General features: G+C 71.6%; 16 protein-coding genes. 6 read left to right on the top strand and 10 right to left on the bottom strand.

The features are described 5' to 3' along the window. Positions 1 to 327: 327 nt before the first annotated feature. From dxs to ACIBEF_RS31265, 3 genes are all read right to left on the bottom strand, one after another. Complete coding sequence (gene dxs / locus ACIBEF_RS31275; protein WP_396796984.1) at positions 328 to 2,274, bottom strand: 1-deoxy-D-xylulose-5-phosphate synthase; 1,947 nt, start codon at positions 2,272 to 2,274, stop codon at positions 328 to 330. Between the two features lie 114 nt (positions 2,275 to 2,388). Continuing rightward, the gene (locus ACIBEF_RS31270; RefSeq protein WP_396796986.1) at positions 2,389 to 3,624 is read right to left on the bottom strand and encodes a class I SAM-dependent RNA methyltransferase; all 1,236 of its coding nucleotides are present in this window, start codon (positions 3,622 to 3,624) and stop codon (positions 2,389 to 2,391) included. Between the two features lie 55 nt (positions 3,625 to 3,679). Beyond that, positions 3,680 to 5,782: an APC family permease gene (locus ACIBEF_RS31265; protein WP_396796983.1), complete on the bottom strand. Its 2,103-nt coding sequence runs from the start codon at positions 5,780 to 5,782 to the stop codon at positions 3,680 to 3,682. Between the two features lie 163 nt (positions 5,783 to 5,945). On the opposite strand from ACIBEF_RS31265, the gene ACIBEF_RS31260 reads away from it, so the two are divergent. Then, positions 5,946 to 6,611 (top strand): potassium channel family protein, encoded by a 666-nt coding sequence (locus ACIBEF_RS31260; protein WP_396796982.1) that lies wholly within the window; start codon positions 5,946 to 5,948, stop codon positions 6,609 to 6,611. Between the two features lie 3 nt (positions 6,612 to 6,614). Beyond that, positions 6,615 to 7,304, top strand: a complete 690-nt coding sequence (locus tag ACIBEF_RS31255; protein WP_357198503.1) for a TrkA family potassium uptake protein — start codon at positions 6,615 to 6,617, stop codon at positions 7,302 to 7,304. 37 nt (positions 7,305 to 7,341) lie between these two features. On the opposite strand, the gene ACIBEF_RS31250 is transcribed toward ACIBEF_RS31255, so the two are convergent. From ACIBEF_RS31250 to dut, 4 genes are all read right to left on the bottom strand, one after another. Next, entirely contained in the window at positions 7,342 to 8,025 is a 684-nt protein-coding gene (locus tag ACIBEF_RS31250) for a DUF3159 domain-containing protein (RefSeq protein WP_396796981.1), read from the bottom strand. Between the two features lie 25 nt (positions 8,026 to 8,050). Beyond that, the gene (locus ACIBEF_RS31245) at positions 8,051 to 8,431 is read right to left on the bottom strand and encodes an OB-fold nucleic acid binding domain-containing protein (protein WP_124816055.1); all 381 of its coding nucleotides are present in this window, start codon (positions 8,429 to 8,431) and stop codon (positions 8,051 to 8,053) included. 114 nt (positions 8,432 to 8,545) lie between these two features. Further along, positions 8,546 to 9,208, bottom strand: coding sequence for a DUF3710 domain-containing protein (locus ACIBEF_RS31240; protein ID WP_396796979.1), 663 nt, complete (start codon positions 9,206 to 9,208; stop codon positions 8,546 to 8,548). Positions 9,209 to 9,233: 25 nt separating this feature from the next. Then, on the bottom strand, positions 9,234 to 9,770 hold the full coding sequence (gene dut / locus ACIBEF_RS31235) for a dUTP diphosphatase (protein ID WP_355009340.1): 537 nt from the start codon (positions 9,768 to 9,770) through the stop codon (positions 9,234 to 9,236). 90 nt (positions 9,771 to 9,860) lie between these two features. Between dut and ACIBEF_RS31230 the strand changes: the two genes are divergently transcribed. Next, positions 9,861 to 10,388, top strand: coding sequence for a DUF3093 domain-containing protein (locus ACIBEF_RS31230; protein ID WP_396796978.1), 528 nt, complete (start codon positions 9,861 to 9,863; stop codon positions 10,386 to 10,388). A gap of 50 nt (positions 10,389 to 10,438) precedes the next feature. On the opposite strand, the gene ACIBEF_RS31225 is transcribed toward ACIBEF_RS31230, so the two are convergent. Both ACIBEF_RS31225 and ACIBEF_RS31220 read right to left on the bottom strand, forming a co-directional pair. Continuing rightward, positions 10,439 to 11,263, bottom strand: coding sequence for a hypothetical protein (locus ACIBEF_RS31225; protein ID WP_396796976.1), 825 nt, complete (start codon positions 11,261 to 11,263; stop codon positions 10,439 to 10,441). A 119-nt stretch (positions 11,264 to 11,382) separates the two neighbouring features. Beyond that, on the bottom strand, positions 11,383 to 11,679 hold the full coding sequence (locus ACIBEF_RS31220) for a DUF4193 domain-containing protein (protein ID WP_007075406.1): 297 nt from the start codon (positions 11,677 to 11,679) through the stop codon (positions 11,383 to 11,385). A 432-nt stretch (positions 11,680 to 12,111) separates the two neighbouring features. Between ACIBEF_RS31220 and ACIBEF_RS31215 the strand changes: the two genes are divergently transcribed. After that, on the top strand, positions 12,112 to 12,624 hold the full coding sequence (locus ACIBEF_RS31215) for a LytR C-terminal domain-containing protein (RefSeq protein WP_355009418.1): 513 nt from the start codon (positions 12,112 to 12,114) through the stop codon (positions 12,622 to 12,624). A gap of 208 nt (positions 12,625 to 12,832) precedes the next feature. Here the strand turns inward: ACIBEF_RS31215 and ACIBEF_RS31210 are convergent, their stop codons facing one another. Then, positions 12,833 to 13,651 carry an inositol monophosphatase family protein gene (locus ACIBEF_RS31210; RefSeq protein ID WP_396796974.1) on the bottom strand — a complete coding sequence of 273 codons (819 nt, stop codon included), beginning with the start codon at positions 13,649 to 13,651 and terminating at the stop codon, positions 12,833 to 12,835. A 667-nt stretch (positions 13,652 to 14,318) separates the two neighbouring features. Between ACIBEF_RS31210 and ACIBEF_RS31205 the strand changes: the two genes are divergently transcribed. Together ACIBEF_RS31205 and ACIBEF_RS31200 are read left to right on the top strand one after the other, a co-directional pair. Continuing rightward, positions 14,319 to 15,923, top strand: a complete 1,605-nt coding sequence (locus ACIBEF_RS31205; protein ID WP_396796973.1) for an RNA polymerase sigma factor — start codon at positions 14,319 to 14,321, stop codon at positions 15,921 to 15,923. A gap of 245 nt (positions 15,924 to 16,168) precedes the next feature. Continuing rightward, positions 16,169 to 16,402, top strand: a complete 234-nt coding sequence (locus ACIBEF_RS31200) for a hypothetical protein (RefSeq protein WP_091402071.1) — start codon at positions 16,169 to 16,171, stop codon at positions 16,400 to 16,402. Positions 16,403 to 16,576: the final 174 nt, after the last annotated feature.

The raw sequence follows: 16,576 nt of genomic DNA, 5'->3' as shown, positions 1-16,576 counted from the left end.
CCACCCATTTCCAGGCCACCCTCGACCTGGTCGAAACCCTTGACTGGCTACGCGCCGTCCCCGACCACCAAGATCTACGAGACAGAACCTAACCCGGCCCCGCCCCCGCGATCTTGCACTTTCTGCGCCGACAAAACGGGCTCAAGGCGCATTACGTCGACCGAAAGTGCAAGATCGGCGCGGGCAGGGGCGCGGGCGGCGCGGTGGGGTGGGGAGGGTTGGGGTGGGGTGGGGTGGGGTGGGGTGGGTTGGGGTGCGGGGTGCGGGGTGCGGGGTGGATATGCGACGGCGGGCGTCCCGAGGGACGCCCGCCGTTGTTCGTTCTCGTCAGTTCTGTGCGGCTGCGTCGCTCGGGGTGAGGCGGTCCGGGGTGGCGTCCAGGCCGGAGATCCAACCGGTGACGTTGCGGGCCACGTCCTGAGCGGTCAGGCCCAGGTCGGCGAGGATCTGCGCGCGGGTGCCGTGCGGGTGCCAGTCGGCCGGTACACCCAGGTCCTTGAGCGGCACCCGGACGTCGGCGTCGCGCATCGCCTGGGCGAGCGCGTCGCCCACCCCGCCGACCCGGACGCCGTCCTCGACGCTGACCACGAGCCGGTGGCGGGCGGCCAGGTCGACCAGTTCCGCCGGGACCGGACGAGCCCAGCGGGGGTCGACGACGGTGACGCCGTAGCCCTGCTCGGCGACCCGGGCGGCCACCTCCATGCCCAACTGGCCGAAGGAGCCGACGGCGACGAGCAGCACGTCGGTACGGGCGGACTCGGCCAGCACGTCGACGGTGCCGACCCGGCGCAGCGCCGGCAGGTCCGCGGCGACCGCACCGGTCGGGAACCGCACCACTGTCGGGCCGTTGTCGACGGCCAGCGCCTCGCGCAGTTCCTCACGCAGGGTGGCGGCGTCGCGAGGAGCGGCGATCCGCAGCCCCGGCACCACGCCGAAGACCGACATGTCCCAGATGCCGTAGTGGCTGGGCCCGTCCGGGCCGGTGATGCCCGCCCGGTCCAGCACGAAGGTCACCGGCAGCTTGTGCATCGCCACGTCCAGCAGGACCTGGTCGAAGGCGCGGTTGAGGAAGGTGGCGTAGACCGCGACCACCGGGTGCAGGCCACCGAGCGCCAACCCGGCTGCCGAGGTGGCCGCGTGCTGCTCGGCGATGCCCACGTCGTACACCCGCTCGGGGTACTTGCGGGCCAGCTTGGCGATGCCGGTCGGCTCGGCCATGGCGGCGGTGATGCCCACCACGTCCGGGCGCTCGTCGGCGACGGCCAGCAGCTCGTCGGCGAAGACGTGCGTCCACTTCACCGACGGGGCGGCCAGCAGCGCGCCGGTCTCCACGTCGAAGGCGCTGCCGGGGCCGTGCAGGCAGTCGGCCTCGTCCTCCTCGGCGGGACGGTAGCCGTAGCCCTTGCGGGTGACGGCGTGCACGATGACCGGGCCGCCGAAGTTCTTGGCCGCGCGCAGCGCCGCCTCGACCGCGCCCACGTCGTGCCCGTCCACCGGGCCCACATACTTGATGCCCAGGTCCTCGAACATGGCCTGCGGGGCGACGGCGTCCTTGATGCCCTTCTTGACCGCGTGGAGCACCTCGTACATCGGTTTGCCGACGAGCGGGGTGGAGCCGAGGGCGTCCTTGACGGTGTCGAGGACCTTCTCGTAGCCGGGGTTGAGCCGCAGCGAGGAGAGGTGGTCGGCCAGCCCGCCGATGGTCGGCGAGTAGGACCGGCCGTTGTCGTTGACCACGATCACGAGGGAGTTGCCGGCGGTGGCGATGTTGTTCAGCGCCTCCCAGCACATGCCGCCGGTCAGCGCGCCGTCACCGACCACGGCCACGACGCTGCGCGCCTCGCCCCGGAGGGCGTACGCCTTGGCGAGGCCGTCGGCGTAGGACAGCGCGGTGGAAGCGTGGGAGTTCTCGATGAGGTCGTGCTCGCTCTCCGCCTGGCTGGGGTAGCCGGAGAGGCCACCGCGCTGGCGGAGCTTGTCGAAGCCGGCCTGACGCCCGGTAAGGATCTTGTGTACGTACGCCTGGTGGCCGGTGTCGAACAGGAGCCGGTCCCGGGGTGAGTCGAAGACGCGATGCATGGCGAGCGTCAGCTCGACCACACCGAGGTTGGGCCCGACGTGCCCGCCGGTACGGGAGACCTTGGTGATCAGGAAGTCCCGGATCTCGGCGGCGAGGACGTCCAGTTCCTCGCCGGACATCCGCTTGACGTCCTGCGGACCGCGAACCGTCCCCAGCAGCCGGCCGTGGTTGGCCGTGTCCTCTTCAACACTCATGACCGGAGAGTCTATCGGCCCCCCGGTACTCCGCAGCCCGGCCCGAGCCTGAGGCACCCCGGCCGGGCCGGGAGTGGGCAGCTGAGCACCCGGTCAGGTGTCACCCGGCAAGTTCTACCGCGCGTCCGGGGGAAGCAGCAGCCCGACCTGCTCGACGTGCTGCGTCATCGGGAAGAGGTCGAAGCCCCGGAGCGCCGCCAGTCGCCAACCGAGGTCGGCGAAGGTACGCACGTCCCGGGCGAAGGCGGCCGGGTCACAGGCCACGTACGCGACCGCCCGCGGGCCCGCGGCGACCAGCCCGCGGACCACCTGGGCGCCGGCACCGGAGCGCGGCGGGTCGAGCACCACCACGTCGACCGGGCCGGTGATCCGTCGGCGGGCCAGCGCGGTCTCCACCCGGGCCGACACCACCTCGACGCTGGGCTGGTCGGCGAGGTTCTTCCGGGCGGCAGCGACACCCTGCGCCGCCGCTTCGACAAGGGTCACCCGGCCGGTCGCGCCGACCCGTGCGGCCAGCCCGGAGGCGAACAGCCCAGCGCCGCCGTAGAGGTCCCAGGCGACCTCGCCCGGCTGCGGGTCCAGCAACTCCAGCACGGCTGCGGAGAGGGCGTCCGCGGCGGCGGGGTGCACCTGCCAGAACGCGGACGCGGGCAGCGTCCAGTCCCGTCCGGCGGCGACCTCGCGGACCTCGGTGGGGCCACTGACCGGGGCGGGCGTCCCGTCGCGGATCTCCGTGACGGTCACGTCCCCGCCGCTGCTGGCAACGGTCTCCACCGCCTCGGCGGCCGGCCAGCGCGCACCGGTGGGGGTGAGTACCGGAAGCTGCTGGATGGCCGGGTGGGCGATGCGGCAGCGGTCGATCGGCACCACCTCGTGCGAGCGGTGCTTGAGCAGGCCGGCACGGTCGGCGGCGTCGACCGCGTAACGGACCCGGGAGCGCCAGCCGAGCAGCCCACCTGGCAACGCCTCGACGCGCACGCCGAGCCGGTCCAGCTCGACGTCGGTCAGCCCACCGAGGCGGACCAGCTGCTCGCGGACCACCGCGGTCTTCCAGGCCAGCTGGGCGGACGGTGCGACGTGCTGGAGGTCGCAGCCCCCGCAGGCACCCGGCTTCGCGTACGGGCAGGGCGGCTCGACCCGGTCCGGTGAGGGCTCGAGCACTGTCACCGCGTCGGCCCGGACGAACCCCCGGTGCACCTCGGTGACCTCGGCGACGACCCGCTCACCCGGCAGCGCGTGCCGGACGAAGACGACCTGCCCGTCCACCCGGGCGACACAGTGCCCGCCGGGCGCGACCGCGTCGACGGTCAGCTCGACCCGGTCCGTCTCGGCCAGGCCCCGCTCGAACACCGGGGAGGCCGACGCCGACGGCGTCCCGGGTGTCGCGGTCCGTTGACCGCCTGGCTCAGTCACGAGTGTTCCCCATCGTTGCGCTGTTCTCGGGCCCGCCCTCGCCGGGCGGCGCGGCGGCCACCGGCGGTGCGGCGACCGGCGGTGGTGCGGCGACCGGCGGTGGCACGGCGCTGCGTGGCCCACGGGCCGGTGTCCGGGACAGTGTGGCGTCCAGCCGGTCCAGGTTCTTGCTCGCTGTCGACGCGAGCTGCCACGGCACGCTGACCACCATGACTCCCGGTTCGAAGAGCAGCCGGCCCTTGAGGCGCAGGGCGCTCTGGTTGTGCAGCAGGTTCTCCCACCAACGGCCGACCACGTACTCGGGGATGAACACGGTGACCACGTCCCGGGGCGACTTGCGGCGGGTGGAGGCGACGAAGTCGAGGATCGGGCGGGTGATCTCCCGGTACGGCGAGTCGATCACGGTGAGCGGGATCGCCATCTCCCGTCGCTCCCAGTCGGCCTGCAGGTCCCGGGTGTCCTTCTCGTCCACGTTGACCGTCACCGCGGTGAGCGTGTCCGGCCGGGTGGCGCGGGCATAGGCGATGGCCCGCAGCGTCGGCTGGTGCAGCTTGCTGACCAGCACGATGGCGTGGTTGCGGGCGGGCAGCACGGCCCGGCCCTCGTCCGGCGGGGTCAGCTCGACGGCGATCCGGTCGTAGTGCCGGCGGATCGCCAGCATCAGCACGTAGATCACCGCCATCGCGGCGATGGCGATCCAGGCGCCGAGCAGGAACTTCGTGATCAGGACGATCACCAGCACCGCGCCGGTCAGGCCCGCGCCGAAGGTGTTGATGGCACGCGAGCGGTACATCCGGCGGCGCGCCTCCGGGTCCCGCTCGGTGCGCAGGTGCCGGTTCCAGTGCCGGATCATGCCGGCCTGGGAGACGGTGAACGAGACGAAGACCCCGACGATGTAGAGCTGGATGAGTCGGGTCACCTCGGCCTGGAAACCGACAATCAGCACGATCGCGAAGAGAGCCAGGAAGACGATGCCGTTGGAGAAGGCCAGCCGGTCGCCCCGGGTGTGGAACTGGCGGGGCAGGTAGCGGTCCTGGGCGAGGATCGAGCCGAGCACCGGGAAGCCGTTGAACGCGGTGTTCGCGGCCAGGAAGAGGATCAGGGCGGTCATCCCGGCCACCACGTAGAGCAGGATCGACCCGGAGCCGAAGACCGTCTCGCCGAGCTGGGTGGTGACCGTCTTCTGCACGTACCCCTCGGGGCTGGAGACGATCTGGAGGCCCGGGTCCTCCACGAACTGGAGGTGGGTCAGCCGGGACAGCCAGATGATCCCGACCAGCATGCTCACCGAGATGCTGCCGAGCAGCAGCAGGGTGGTGGCGGCGTTGCGGCTCTTCGGCGCCTTGAACGCCGGCACCCCGTTGGAGATCGCCTCGACACCGGTGAGCGCGGCGGCGCCCGAGCTGAACGTCCGCAGCAGCAGGAAGATAAGCGCGAAACCGGTCACACTGTGCTCGGCCTGGATCACCAGGTCGGCGCTCGGCGCGCGCAGCTCGTCACCCATGACGAAGACCCGGAACAGACCGGTGAGCAGCATCCCGGCCATCACGATCACGAAGCCGTAGGTGGGGATGGCGAACGCCGTGCCCGACTCGCGCAGCCCACGCAGGTTGACCGCGCTCAGCAGGACGACCGCGCTCACCGCGATCAGGACCTTGTGGGTGGCCACGAACGGCACCACCGAGCCCAGGTTGGCGACCCCGGAGGAGACCGACACCGCCACCGTGAGCACGTAGTCGACCAGCAACGCGCTGGCCACCCCGACGCCGAACTTCGGCCCCAGGTTGACAGTGGCCACCTCGTAGTCACCGCCACCGGACGGGTAGGCGTGCACGTTCTGCCGGTAGCTCGCCACCACCGTGAGCATGACCACGACCACGGCCAGCGCGATCCACGGCGAGAAGACGTACGCGGAGGCACCCGCGATGGAGAGGGTCAGCAGGATCTCGTCGGGCGCGTACGCGACGCTGGACAACGCGTCGGAGGCGAACACGGGCAGCGCGATGCGCTTCGGCAGGAGGGTGTGCTGGAGCCGGTCGGACCGGAACGGTCGACCGAGAAGAAGCCGCTTCAACAGCGAGGTGGGACTGGCCACGAACGCCAAGAGTACGACCACCACGGCGAGGGCGCGGGGGTGGGCGATCACCGCTGCCCGCGAAGGCGGGGTATTGTCGGTCCCCGCTCGTCACCGGGACGTGGCAGGCTCGCACTCGAAGGCCACCGGCAGCGGGAGTGGTACGCACCTTGGGAGGGACAGCGTGCACGTCGTGATCATGGGATGTGGTCGGGTCGGGTCGACGCTCGCCCACAGCCTGGAGTCCCGAGGGCACTCGGTGGCGGTGATCGACCAGGACGCCGACGCGTTCCGCCGGCTCGGCCCCGACTTCGCCGGGATCACCGTGACGGGGGCCGGTTTCGACGGCGAGGTGCTCCGGCAGGCCGGCGTCGAACGCGCGGACGCCTTCGCGGCGGTGTCGAGCGGCGACAACTCCAACATCATCTCGGCCCGGCTGGCCCGCGAGACGTTCGGCGTGTCCCGGGTCGCCGCCCGCATCTACGACCAGCGCCGGGCGCAGGTCTACGAGCGGCTGGGCATCCCCACCGTGGCGACCGTGCGGTGGACGGCGGACCGGATGCTGCGACACCTGGTCCCGGAGGGCAACGTGGAGATCTTCCGCGACCCCACGAGCACGGTGTCGATCGTCGAGGTGCCCGTACACAAGGACTGGATCGGCCGACCGGTGCGGACGCTGGAGGACGCGACCGGGGCGCGGGTGGCCTACCTGATCCGCTTCGGCATCGGCACGCTCCCCACCGGCTCCACCGTCATTCAGGAGGGCGACCAGGCGTTCATGCTGGTCAGCGATGACATCGTGGGGACTGTCACGTCGGTGGCGGCGACGCCGCCGGAAGGAGGGCACTGAGCCATGCGGGTCGCCATCGCGGGCGCGGGCAACGTGGGCCGCTCGATCGCCCAGGAGTTGATCGACAACGGCCATCAGGTGATGCTGATCGAGCGTCAACCCAAGATGCTTCGCCCGGACCGGGTGCCGGCCGCCGAGTGGGTGCTGGCCGACGCGTGCGAGGTGAGCAGCCTGGAGGAGGCCGACGTCGCCGGCTGCGACGTGGTGGTCGCGGCGACCGGCGACGACAAGACCAACCTGGTGCTGTCGCTGCTGGCCAAGACCGAGTTCGCGGTGCCCAGGGTGGTCGCCCGGGTCAACCGGGCCGAGAACGAGTGGCTGTTCACCGAGCAGTGGGGCGTGGACGTCGCGGTGAGCAAGCCGCGGGTGATGGCCGCGCTCGTCGAGGAGGCGGTCACCGTCGGCGACCTGGTCCGGCTGATGACCTTCCGACAGGGCGAGGCGAACCTCGTCGAGATCACCCTGCCGCCGACCGCCCCGTACGTCGGTGAGCCGATCCACGCCGTGCCGCTGCCCCGAGACGCCGCCCTGGTGGCGATCCTGCGCGGCAAGCGGGTCCTGGTGCCCAGCCCGGACGACCCGATCGAGGCCGGGGACGAGCTGATCTTCGTCTGCACCGCCGAGGTGGAGGACGCGGTCCGCGCGGTGATCCTCGGACCGGACAGCGTCGAACGGACCCGCGGCTCACGCTGACCCCACGGGGCTGAGCGGCCCGGCCGCCCGACGTCGCTCAGGCGCTGGGCAGCGGGGCCGGCGGCGACTCCCGGGTGACCCGGCGCACCGTCCAGACCGTGATCAGCAACAGCAGCGCGTACGGCGGGTAGCCCAACGCCAGCCGGGCCACGCCCAGCGCGGTGTCCTGGTGGGCCAGGTAGAGCCCGGCCTGCACGCCCACCTTGGCCAGCCAGACCACGCCCCAGAGCACCGTCAGCTGGGTGAACGTGCGCACCAGCTTCGGGTCGGACCGCCACTCCGAACGGCCCTTGGCGACCAACACCGACCAGATCCAGCCCACCAACGGCTGCCGGATCGCGGCCGAGACCAGCAGGGCGATGCCGTAGCCGATGCCGTAGAGGATGCCGGGAAGGTAGAAGTCACGCTCGTCGCCGGTGCGCCACGCGATGGCCGCGCCGACACCGACGCCGAAGAGCCCGTTGACGGCGTGCCGGATCGGTCGACGCTGGGCCAGCCGCAGCCCCGCGATCAGCACGGCGACCGCGATCGACGCGATCACCGCCGGCCGCAGCTCGCCGATGATGTTGGCGACGACGAACACCACGACCGGGATGCTGGACTCGACCAGCCCGCGCCAGCCGCCGAGCTGGTCGGCCATCTGCTCGGCGATCGTCGGCAGCGGCTCCTCGTCCTGAGGGTCGGTATCCGGCTGTGCCGCCCGATCCTGTCCCGTCGTCATCGCCGGCCTTCCGTCCGCAGTGCCGTCACTTGGGCGAGTCCAGCTCGTAGTAGGGGTTGTAGATGACCTTGCGGTCGTCCCGCACGGCCACCCGGCCACGGGCGGTCAGATGCCGGCCCGGCTCGATCCCGGCGATGTGCCGTCGCCCCAGCCAGACCAGGGTGACCACGTCACTGCCGTCGTACAGGTCGGCCTCAAGGGTCGGCAGATTGGTGCGCGGCGTGTAGACCACGGTGCGCAGCCGACCGGCGACCGAGACCAGCTGACCCCGGGAACACTGCTGGGCGGGGATCCCGCCGCACTCGGCGCTCTCCCGACGCAGCTCCTGCGCGTCGATCTCGGCCTCGCTGGCGGTGAACCTCTGCAGGATGCGCCGCAGCGACACCCGGCCCTCGTCGGTCGTCATGACCTCCGCGTCACCCTCTCCACGCTCGCCGTCCCCGGCCGGCCCCGGCGGCGCCGGAACCGTCCCGCCAGCGTACGCCGACAGGGCTGGTTCCGGCGGGCCGGTGCGCGCCGGTCAGACCTGACGCGGTGCGGCGGCGGCGTCGCCCGCCTCGGCCTCGGCCTGGTCGGCGATCTCCCTGGGCAGCCGCAGCGGCAGGGGCTCGCGGACCGGCTTCGCCTCCTGCCCACGGTCGACCACAAGGCCGTCCAGGCACTCGACGAGCGGACCGGCCACGGCCGGGTCGGTGGCCACCGGGCCCTGGAAGACGCCCCGGACCATCCAACGCGGGCCGTCGATCCCAACGAACCGCAGGTTCGTCACGCCGTCCGGCGTGTTCACCTGTGCGTGCAGCTCCGGGCCGTACTCGCCGGCGACCTCCTGCGCGCTCGCGCCGTCGCGGAGCAGCGACTGCCGGATCTCCTCGCGCACCTCGTCCCAGATGCCCTCGGACCGGGGGGCGGCGAAAACGCCCAACTGGAGCGCGTTGTCACCGTGCACCAGCACCACCTGCTGGATCGCGCCCTGCGGGTCGGCCTGCACCCGCACCTCGACGTCGGCGATCGCCGGGATGTGCAGGCTGCCCAGGTCGAGCCGCTGCACGTCGTCGTAGCTCTCGGAGATGTCGTACGGGCCGCGCTCCAACGTCGGCGTCGCATCGCCCTGGTCCGGGCCCTGGGTAGCCCGCTCGTCACGGGTCTGCCGCTCCGCATCGGCCCGCTTTCGGGAGAAGATCACTGCGCCTGCCCTCCGCTGTTCACGCTCACCCTGCCACCTCTTCCGTCTGCCCGCGGCCCGGCTCGCTCGGCCGCCGCTCGACCCGGTCCTGGCCCGTCGGCGACGGCACCAGCCCGGCGTGCCCACCGGTGGACCCGTGCCCACCAGCCCCGCGCCGGGACGCGGGCAGCTCGACCACCGGCTCGAACCGCGCCCGCGCGACCTGCTGGACCACGAGCTGAGCGATCCGATCGCCGCGGGAGATCTTCGCCGGCACATCCCGATCATGATTGATCAGGTTGACCAGGATCTCACCCCGGTAGCCGGCGTCGACCGTACCGGGCGCGTTGAGCACCGTCACGCCGAGCCTGGCCGCCAGACCGGAGCGGGGATGGACCAGGCCCACGTACCCCTCCGGCAGCGCGATGGCCACGCCGGTGGGCACCAGGGCACGGCCGCCAGGTGGCAGCTCCACGTCCGCGGCCGCCACCAGGTCGGCCCCGGCATCGCCGGGATGCGCGTACGTGGGTAACGGCAGCTCCGGGTCGAGCAACTGCACAGGCACGGGTACGACGTCGGTCACGGGTCCCCTCTTCCGTCCGGTTCGCGGGGTGACCCTGCCATCCTGCCGGTTCGTCGAGCCGCCGTGCGCCGTACCCTCGCAGGAGTGAGCATGTCGCCCTCCCCGTCCGCCGATCAGCCGCCGGTCGCCGCCCGTCCGGCGTACACCGAGCGGTTGGATCTGCCCTGGTGGCTGTGGCTGGCCGGGCTGGTGGCCGCCGCGTTGCTGGCCGTCGAGATCTGGATGGGCGCCCCCGGCGTCCGCTCCTGGCTGCCGTTCGCCGTGCTGGTGCCGCTCACCGCGGTGGGGCTGTGGTGGCTGGGCCGGATCCGGGTCGCGGTGGACGACGCCGAGCTGCGGGTGGACGACGCCAGCCTGCCCGTCCGTTTCGTGGCCGACGTGGTGCCGCTGGACGTGGCCGGCCGACGTGAGGTGCTCGGCGTCGGCGCGGACCCGCTCGCCTTCGTGGTGCAGCGACCGTGGATCGGCGGCGCCGTGCAGGTGATCCTCGACGATCCCGCGGACCCGACCCCGTTCTGGGTGGTGAGCACCCGCCACCCCGTCGAACTGGCCGAGGCGGTGCTGACCGCACGGGACGCCCTGTCGGCCTCCCACCCGACGGCGGGCGAACCGGGCTGACCCGACGCCGAAGGGCCGCTTCAATTGCCGGTCCGACGCCGGAGGGCCGCTCAGGTGCCGGTCGGCGGGCCGGGGAGAGCCGCCGGTGGCGCGGGCCGGGCGATGCCCCGTCTGCGCAGGTCCACCTGGAGTTGCTCGGCCATCTGCTGGGTGGCCCGACGGTTGAGGAAGCTGGCCACCGCCGCTCCGGTCAGGAACGGCCCGAGCGTGGTGAGGTTGCGACCGAAGCGCCGCAGCAGCATGTCCCGCAACTCTTTGCGGGCGGCGGTGCCGAGCACCGCTCCCACTCCCACGCCGGGCACCATCGGGTTGACGCCGCGTTGAGTGGCCCAGGAGTGCACCAACGCGACCGCCCGTTGACTCCCGGCGGCCGGTAGCGCCACGCCATGGATCTCGTGCAGCTCGCCGACGAGTTTCAGCTCCACCGCCACCACGGCCACGGTCTCGGCGGCGAGCAGCACCGGCGCGGAGAGCAGGGTCGGGGCCACCGTCCACTCGACGGCCGCGACGCCCCCACCTGCCGCGCCGATGGCGGCGGTGGTCCTCGACGCGTTACGGATGAGCCGGCCGGCCAGGGCGGCGTCGTCCAGGCCGGGGAAGTGTTGGCGCAACGTGTCCAGGTCCCGCACCGGCACGTGCGGGGCGACCTCGGCGACAGCGTCGACCATCCACCGCACGGCGGCGCGGGGCTTGAAAAGGTCGGAGATGCCCCGCGCACGGGCCTGCCCGACCATCCGGGTCAACAGTTGGCGGCGTCGGGCCGGCGCGATGTCGTCCGCGGTCAACGCCGCGACGGTGGCACCGAGGTCGTCCGTGCCACGGGTGGCACCCAGGCCGTCCGTGCCGCCTTCGGTGGTGCCGCCTCGATCGCTCATCGGACCTCCCGGTGCTGTGGCTACCCGCTACGAGTCAAGCAGGTACCCACCGCAGCCGCATGCCTACACCGGCAGCGGCGACCCCGTTCAGGACGCCGCCGCCGGTGTTGTCGTGGTTCTCAGACGCACTCGCGGCAGATCAGCTCGCCGTTACGCTCGACTGCCAGCTGGCTACGGTGGTGGACCAGGAAGCAGCGGGCGCACCGGAACTCGTCCTGCTGCATCGGAAGCACCTTTACCGTGAGCTCCTCGTCGGCCAGATCGGCACCGGGCAGCTCAAAGCTCTCGGCGACCTCGGCCTCGTCGACGTCCACCGCGCCCGACTGTGAGTCGACGCGCCGTGCCTTGAGCTCTTCCAGGCTGTCCTCGCCGAGGTCGACCTCGTCGCGACGCGGGGCGTCGTAGTCGGTGGCCATCGGTTTCACTCTCCCATATCGATGTTGTCGCTTCCGGTTGTAACGCCGGACGACGCTGTTTCGGTTCCGCTGGCCGGCCATCACTTGTGTCGGGCACCCGACCCGAGGACCGAACGGGTCGAGCCGCCGGGGCGACTGCCCTGCGAGCGCGGAACCTTACCCCCCCTTGGGCGAGGCATGTATACCGCCCTTGCGGCTGAGATGTACGCCCCCGCACGCGAGATTGTTCCCAATGTGATTCAGGCGACACGAAGATAGGGGTAGTAGTACCCGGTTCGCGGTCGGCGCGCCGGCATGTCGGGCTGTTTCCACGCGACGGCCGGACAACCGTTAACCTCAGCGGCGTATTCGACGGCCGGCGGCCTGAGCGATCGTCCCCGGCCGCCACCACCCACTGAGGTTCCGGGGAGAGCCCTGATGAGTTTTGCGCGCGTGCGAGCACTCGTCGTCGTCGGCCTGCTGGCGATCATCGCCCTGGTCTTCGTCGTCGTGGCCGTGGTCCGCGACAGCCAGGGCAACGTGGGCACCGCGGCGGGTTGCCCCGAGGGCTGGCCGCTGGCGGATCTGACCCTGCGCGAGCGCAAGGACGTCAAGATCAACGTTTTCAACGCCACGGATCAGCCCGGCCTCGCCCACACCGTCGCCGACGAGTTCAGCAATCGACAGTTCCAGGTCAAGAAGACCGGGAACGAGAAGAAGGTCGACAGCGTCGCGGTGCTGCGGTACGGCCCGAAGGGCGTCGGTTCCGCGCACCTGCTCCAGGCGTACTTCCTCAACAACGCGGTGCCGGGCTACGACCCGAAGCGCGCCGACGACACCGTTGACGTGGTGCTGGGCAACCGCTTCCAGCAGCTCGCCACGACGACCGAGGTCAACCAGTCGCTCGGCGACTCGGGCCCCCCGGAGGCACCCAAGGGCGCCTGCCCGTCCCCACCCGCCAAGTGACGGCGTAACCGGTCCCCCGCAGCGCCAGGCCGGCGACCGGTAGCGACCCGGCCCACCGGCCGGAACCGGGCCCACCAGCCGAAGCCGGGCCCAGCAGCCGGAACCGGGTGCCGGAGGGCCGGAGCCGGCCGCTCAGAGGGAATGTCGCTGCGCCCTCCGGGACCGACCACCAGCCGACCGACCTGGTCCGCCGGTCAGGGACTGCCGGTCAGGGACCGCCGGAGGCGTCCAGCGCGGCCAACCGGTCGTGCAGCGGCGCGAAGAGCGCGGGCGGGGCCGCGACCACCAGGTCCGGCCCGGGCGGCCGGCCGGCCAGGCCAGCGACCCGGACCCCCGCCTCGGCGGCCACCAGCCCGCCAGCCGCCAGGTCCCAAGCCGCAAGACCCTTCTCGAAGTACGCGTCGAGCCGCCCCTCGGCCACCAGGCAGAGGTCCAGCGCCGCGGCGCCGAGCCGGCGGATGTCCCGTACGTGTGCGATCAGCCCGGCCACCACCTGCGCCTGGTGCGCCCGACGGCCGGCGTCGTACCCGAAGCCGGTGCCGACCAGCGCCTGCCCCAGGTCCACCTCGCCGGAGCAGCGCAGGCGTGCGCCGTCGCGCCAGGCCCCGCCCCCGGCCGTGGCGGTCCATTCCTCGCCGGTACTCACGTTGCGCACGACGCCGGCAACCACCACCCCGTTCACCTCGGCGGCCAGCGAGACAGCGGAGTACGGCAGCCCGTAGAGGTAGTTCACGGTGCCGTCGATCGGGTCGACGATCCAGCGCACTCCGCTGCGCGCCGCGTCGGCGGATTCCTCGCCGTACTCCTCGCCCAGCACCGAGTCGTCGGGGCGCAGCGCGGCCAACGCGGCGAGGATCTGCCGCTCGACCGCGCGGTCGGCGGCGGTGACCACGTCGGTGACGGTGCTCTTGGTGGCGGCGACGACGACCCCCTCGGCGCGCATCCGGTACGCGGTGTCCGCCGCGTCCCGAGCCACCTTCATCGCGATCGTCAGCAGCTCCGACGGTGTCGTAGCCGAGTTGGTCATGATTCGCCTCTTTCCGCACTCCGAGTGCATGTGGGTGGGTGAAAACCACCGACCCGACCTCTGAAGATCATGGTTCCCGACGCCGTACGACGGCACCAGAGCAGGATCTTCGGCACCGGAATCCGCTGCGACGTGGGCGCACCGCACCGCCCTCGCAGCCTGAGCGGCCGACCTCCGCCAATATGCACCTTTCGGTTGGTAATGTCGCTTAAGTGCTTACCGCCCCCGTCCACGCTCCGCTCACAACCGTTGCCCAACCGCGACCTGGTGGGGACGCCACCGGCCAGGCCGACAACGACCCCGGTGATCCACACGCGCACCCTCGCAACCGCCACGTTGACCACGTACTGCCTGCTCAAACGGCAGTTCGGACACGTTCTGCGCGCCACCGGGCGCGACGACGGAAGCCCTTCGCCGGCCGCGCGGCTATCATTACCCCGAAGCCCATATCTCCACCCCACCGACGGTCCCCACCGGCGGTACGCGGTGCGGAGCAGGATGATCGCCGCAGACGGCGTTACAATTCACCCCTGCCCACGCGGCACGGACCGCCGACCACCGGCCGGACCGTGACACGAGGGTCCCTCAACCACATCGCCCGGCACGGTAACCCTCGCTGCGCTGGACGAACCCGCCGTGCCCGCTCTTCGCCTCCGGAAGGTCATTCGTGACAGAACCCCGCCAGCCCGGCGCCGACGTTCGCTCGCTCACCGACACCCTGATCGCCCACGCCCAGAGCGCCGGTGGTCAGCTCACGTCGGCTCAGCTCGCGCGCACCGTCGAGTCCGCCGAGGTGACTCCGGCCCAGGCCAAGAAGATCCTGCGGGCGCTCTCCGAGGCGGGAGTGACCGTCGTGGTGGACGGCTCGGCGAGCACGCGCCGCCGCGTCGCCGCGGCCCGCTCGACCACGCCCGCGTCCCGGGCCACCACCGCCAAGACCACCAAGAAGGCCGCCGCGCCGGCTCCGAAGCAGGCACCCGCCGGCGACGACGCCCCGGCGACGTCGGCCCCGCGCAAGGTGGCCGCTCGCAAGGCGACCGGCGCCGAGGCCGCAATGGCGACGCCGACGAAGGCGACCAAGTCGACCCGAGCCACCAAGGCGACGGTGGCAGCGGCCGCCGGGGCCAAGCCGACCAAGGCTGGCGGCCAGGCCAAGGGTGAGGGCGCCGAGGGCGAGATCGACCCGGAGGAGCTGGCCGCCGCGATCGAGGACGTGGTGGTCGAGGAGCCGGCCGAGCTGGCCCAGGCAGCCGAGACCGACGCCGCCGCCTCGGCGACCGACAACGACTTCGAGTGGGACGACGAGGAGTCCGAGGCCCTCAAGCAGGCGCGACGTGACGCCGAGCTGACCGCCTCCGCCGACTCCGTCCGGGCGTACCTGAAGCAGATCGGCAAGGTTCCGCTGCTCAACGCCGAGCAGGAGGTGGAGCTGGCCAAACGGATCGAGGCCGGGCTCTACGCCGCCGAGCGGCTGCGGGCCGCCGACGAGGGCGAGGAGAAGCTCGTCCGGGAGATGGTCCGTGACCTGGGCTGGATCTCCCGCGACGGCGAGCGGGCCAAGAACCACCTCCTGGAGGCGAACCTCCGACTGGTGGTGTCGCTGGCCAAGCGCTACACGGGCCGGGGCATGGCCTTCCTCGACCTGATCCAGGAGGGCAACCTCGGTCTGATCCGGGCCGTGGAGAAGTTCGACTACACCAAGGGCTACAAGTTCTCCACGTACGCCACCTGGTGGATCCGACAGGCCATCACCCGCGCCATGGCCGACCAGGCCCGCACCATCCGCATCCCGGTGCACATGGTCGAGGTCATCAACAAGCTCGGCCGCATACAGCGTGAGCTGCTCCAGGACCTGGGCCGCGAGCCCACTCCGGAGGAGCTGGCCAAGGAGATGGACATCACACCCGAGAAGGTGCTGGAGATCCAGCAGTACGCTCGGGAGCCCATCTCACTGGACCAGACCATCGGTGACGAGGGCGACAGCCAGCTCGGCGACTTTATCGAGGACTCCGAGGCCGTCGTCGCCGTCGACGCCGTCTCGTTCTCGCTCCTGCAGGACCAGCTTCAGCAGGTGCTGCAGACGCTCTCCGAGCGTGAGGCGGGTGTGGTACGTCTGCGCTTCGGCCTCACCGACGGCCAGCCGCGGACGCTCGACGAGATCGGCCAGGTCTACGGGGTGACCCGGGAGCGGATCCGGCAGATCGAGTCCAAGACGATGTCCAAGCTGCGTCACCCGTCCCGGTCGCAGGTCCTCCGGGATTACCTGGACTGAGCGGGTTTCGTCAACTGAACGTGTCGTTTTGACCACCTGGTGTGCAACACCAGATGGTGATCGTCCGGATGCACGAATGTGATCGTTGACGTGGCACCCTGGGTGCACGGCACACTGTCCCTTCCAGGTGTGACCTCGGTCCCCCGCGGGCACACAGGGAAGGCAGTGCCTAGTAAGGGTGTTGCACGATAGGTGAGCAACGACCGAAGAGATTGTTCATCGGTGACGACCAGAGGAGGAAGGCGATGACCCCGACCCTCACGCCGCCGCCCGTCACGGCGGCTCCCCCAGCCGCCGATGAACGGTGCGACCGCTGCAATGCTGCCGGGAAGCTCCGGATCACTCTGGCGGGTGGGAGTGAGCTGGTGTTCTGCGGGCACCACGCGAACAAGTACGCGGAGGATCTCGTGAAGATCACCGAGCGGTTCGCAACGGAGCCCGATTTCAGCTGGCGTGGCGCCGATCTGATGGCGAACTAAATCCGCAAACCGACATAGCTGACCGGAGGCACCCCGAGGGTGTCTCCGGTCAGCTCTTTCTGCCTGGACACCCCCGCGCCCCGCGCCCCGCGCCCCGCGCCCCGCGCCCCGCGCCCCGCGCCCCGCGCCCCGCGCCCCGCGCCCCGCGCCCCGCGCCCCGCGCCCCGCGCCCCG

It is taken from the genome of Micromonospora sp. NPDC050795 (assembly GCF_044456785.1).
GTDB lineage: Bacteria > Actinomycetota > Actinomycetes > Mycobacteriales > Micromonosporaceae > Micromonospora.
Note: the sequence above shows the minus strand (reverse complement) of the source record. Positions and strands in the feature narration are given on the sequence as shown.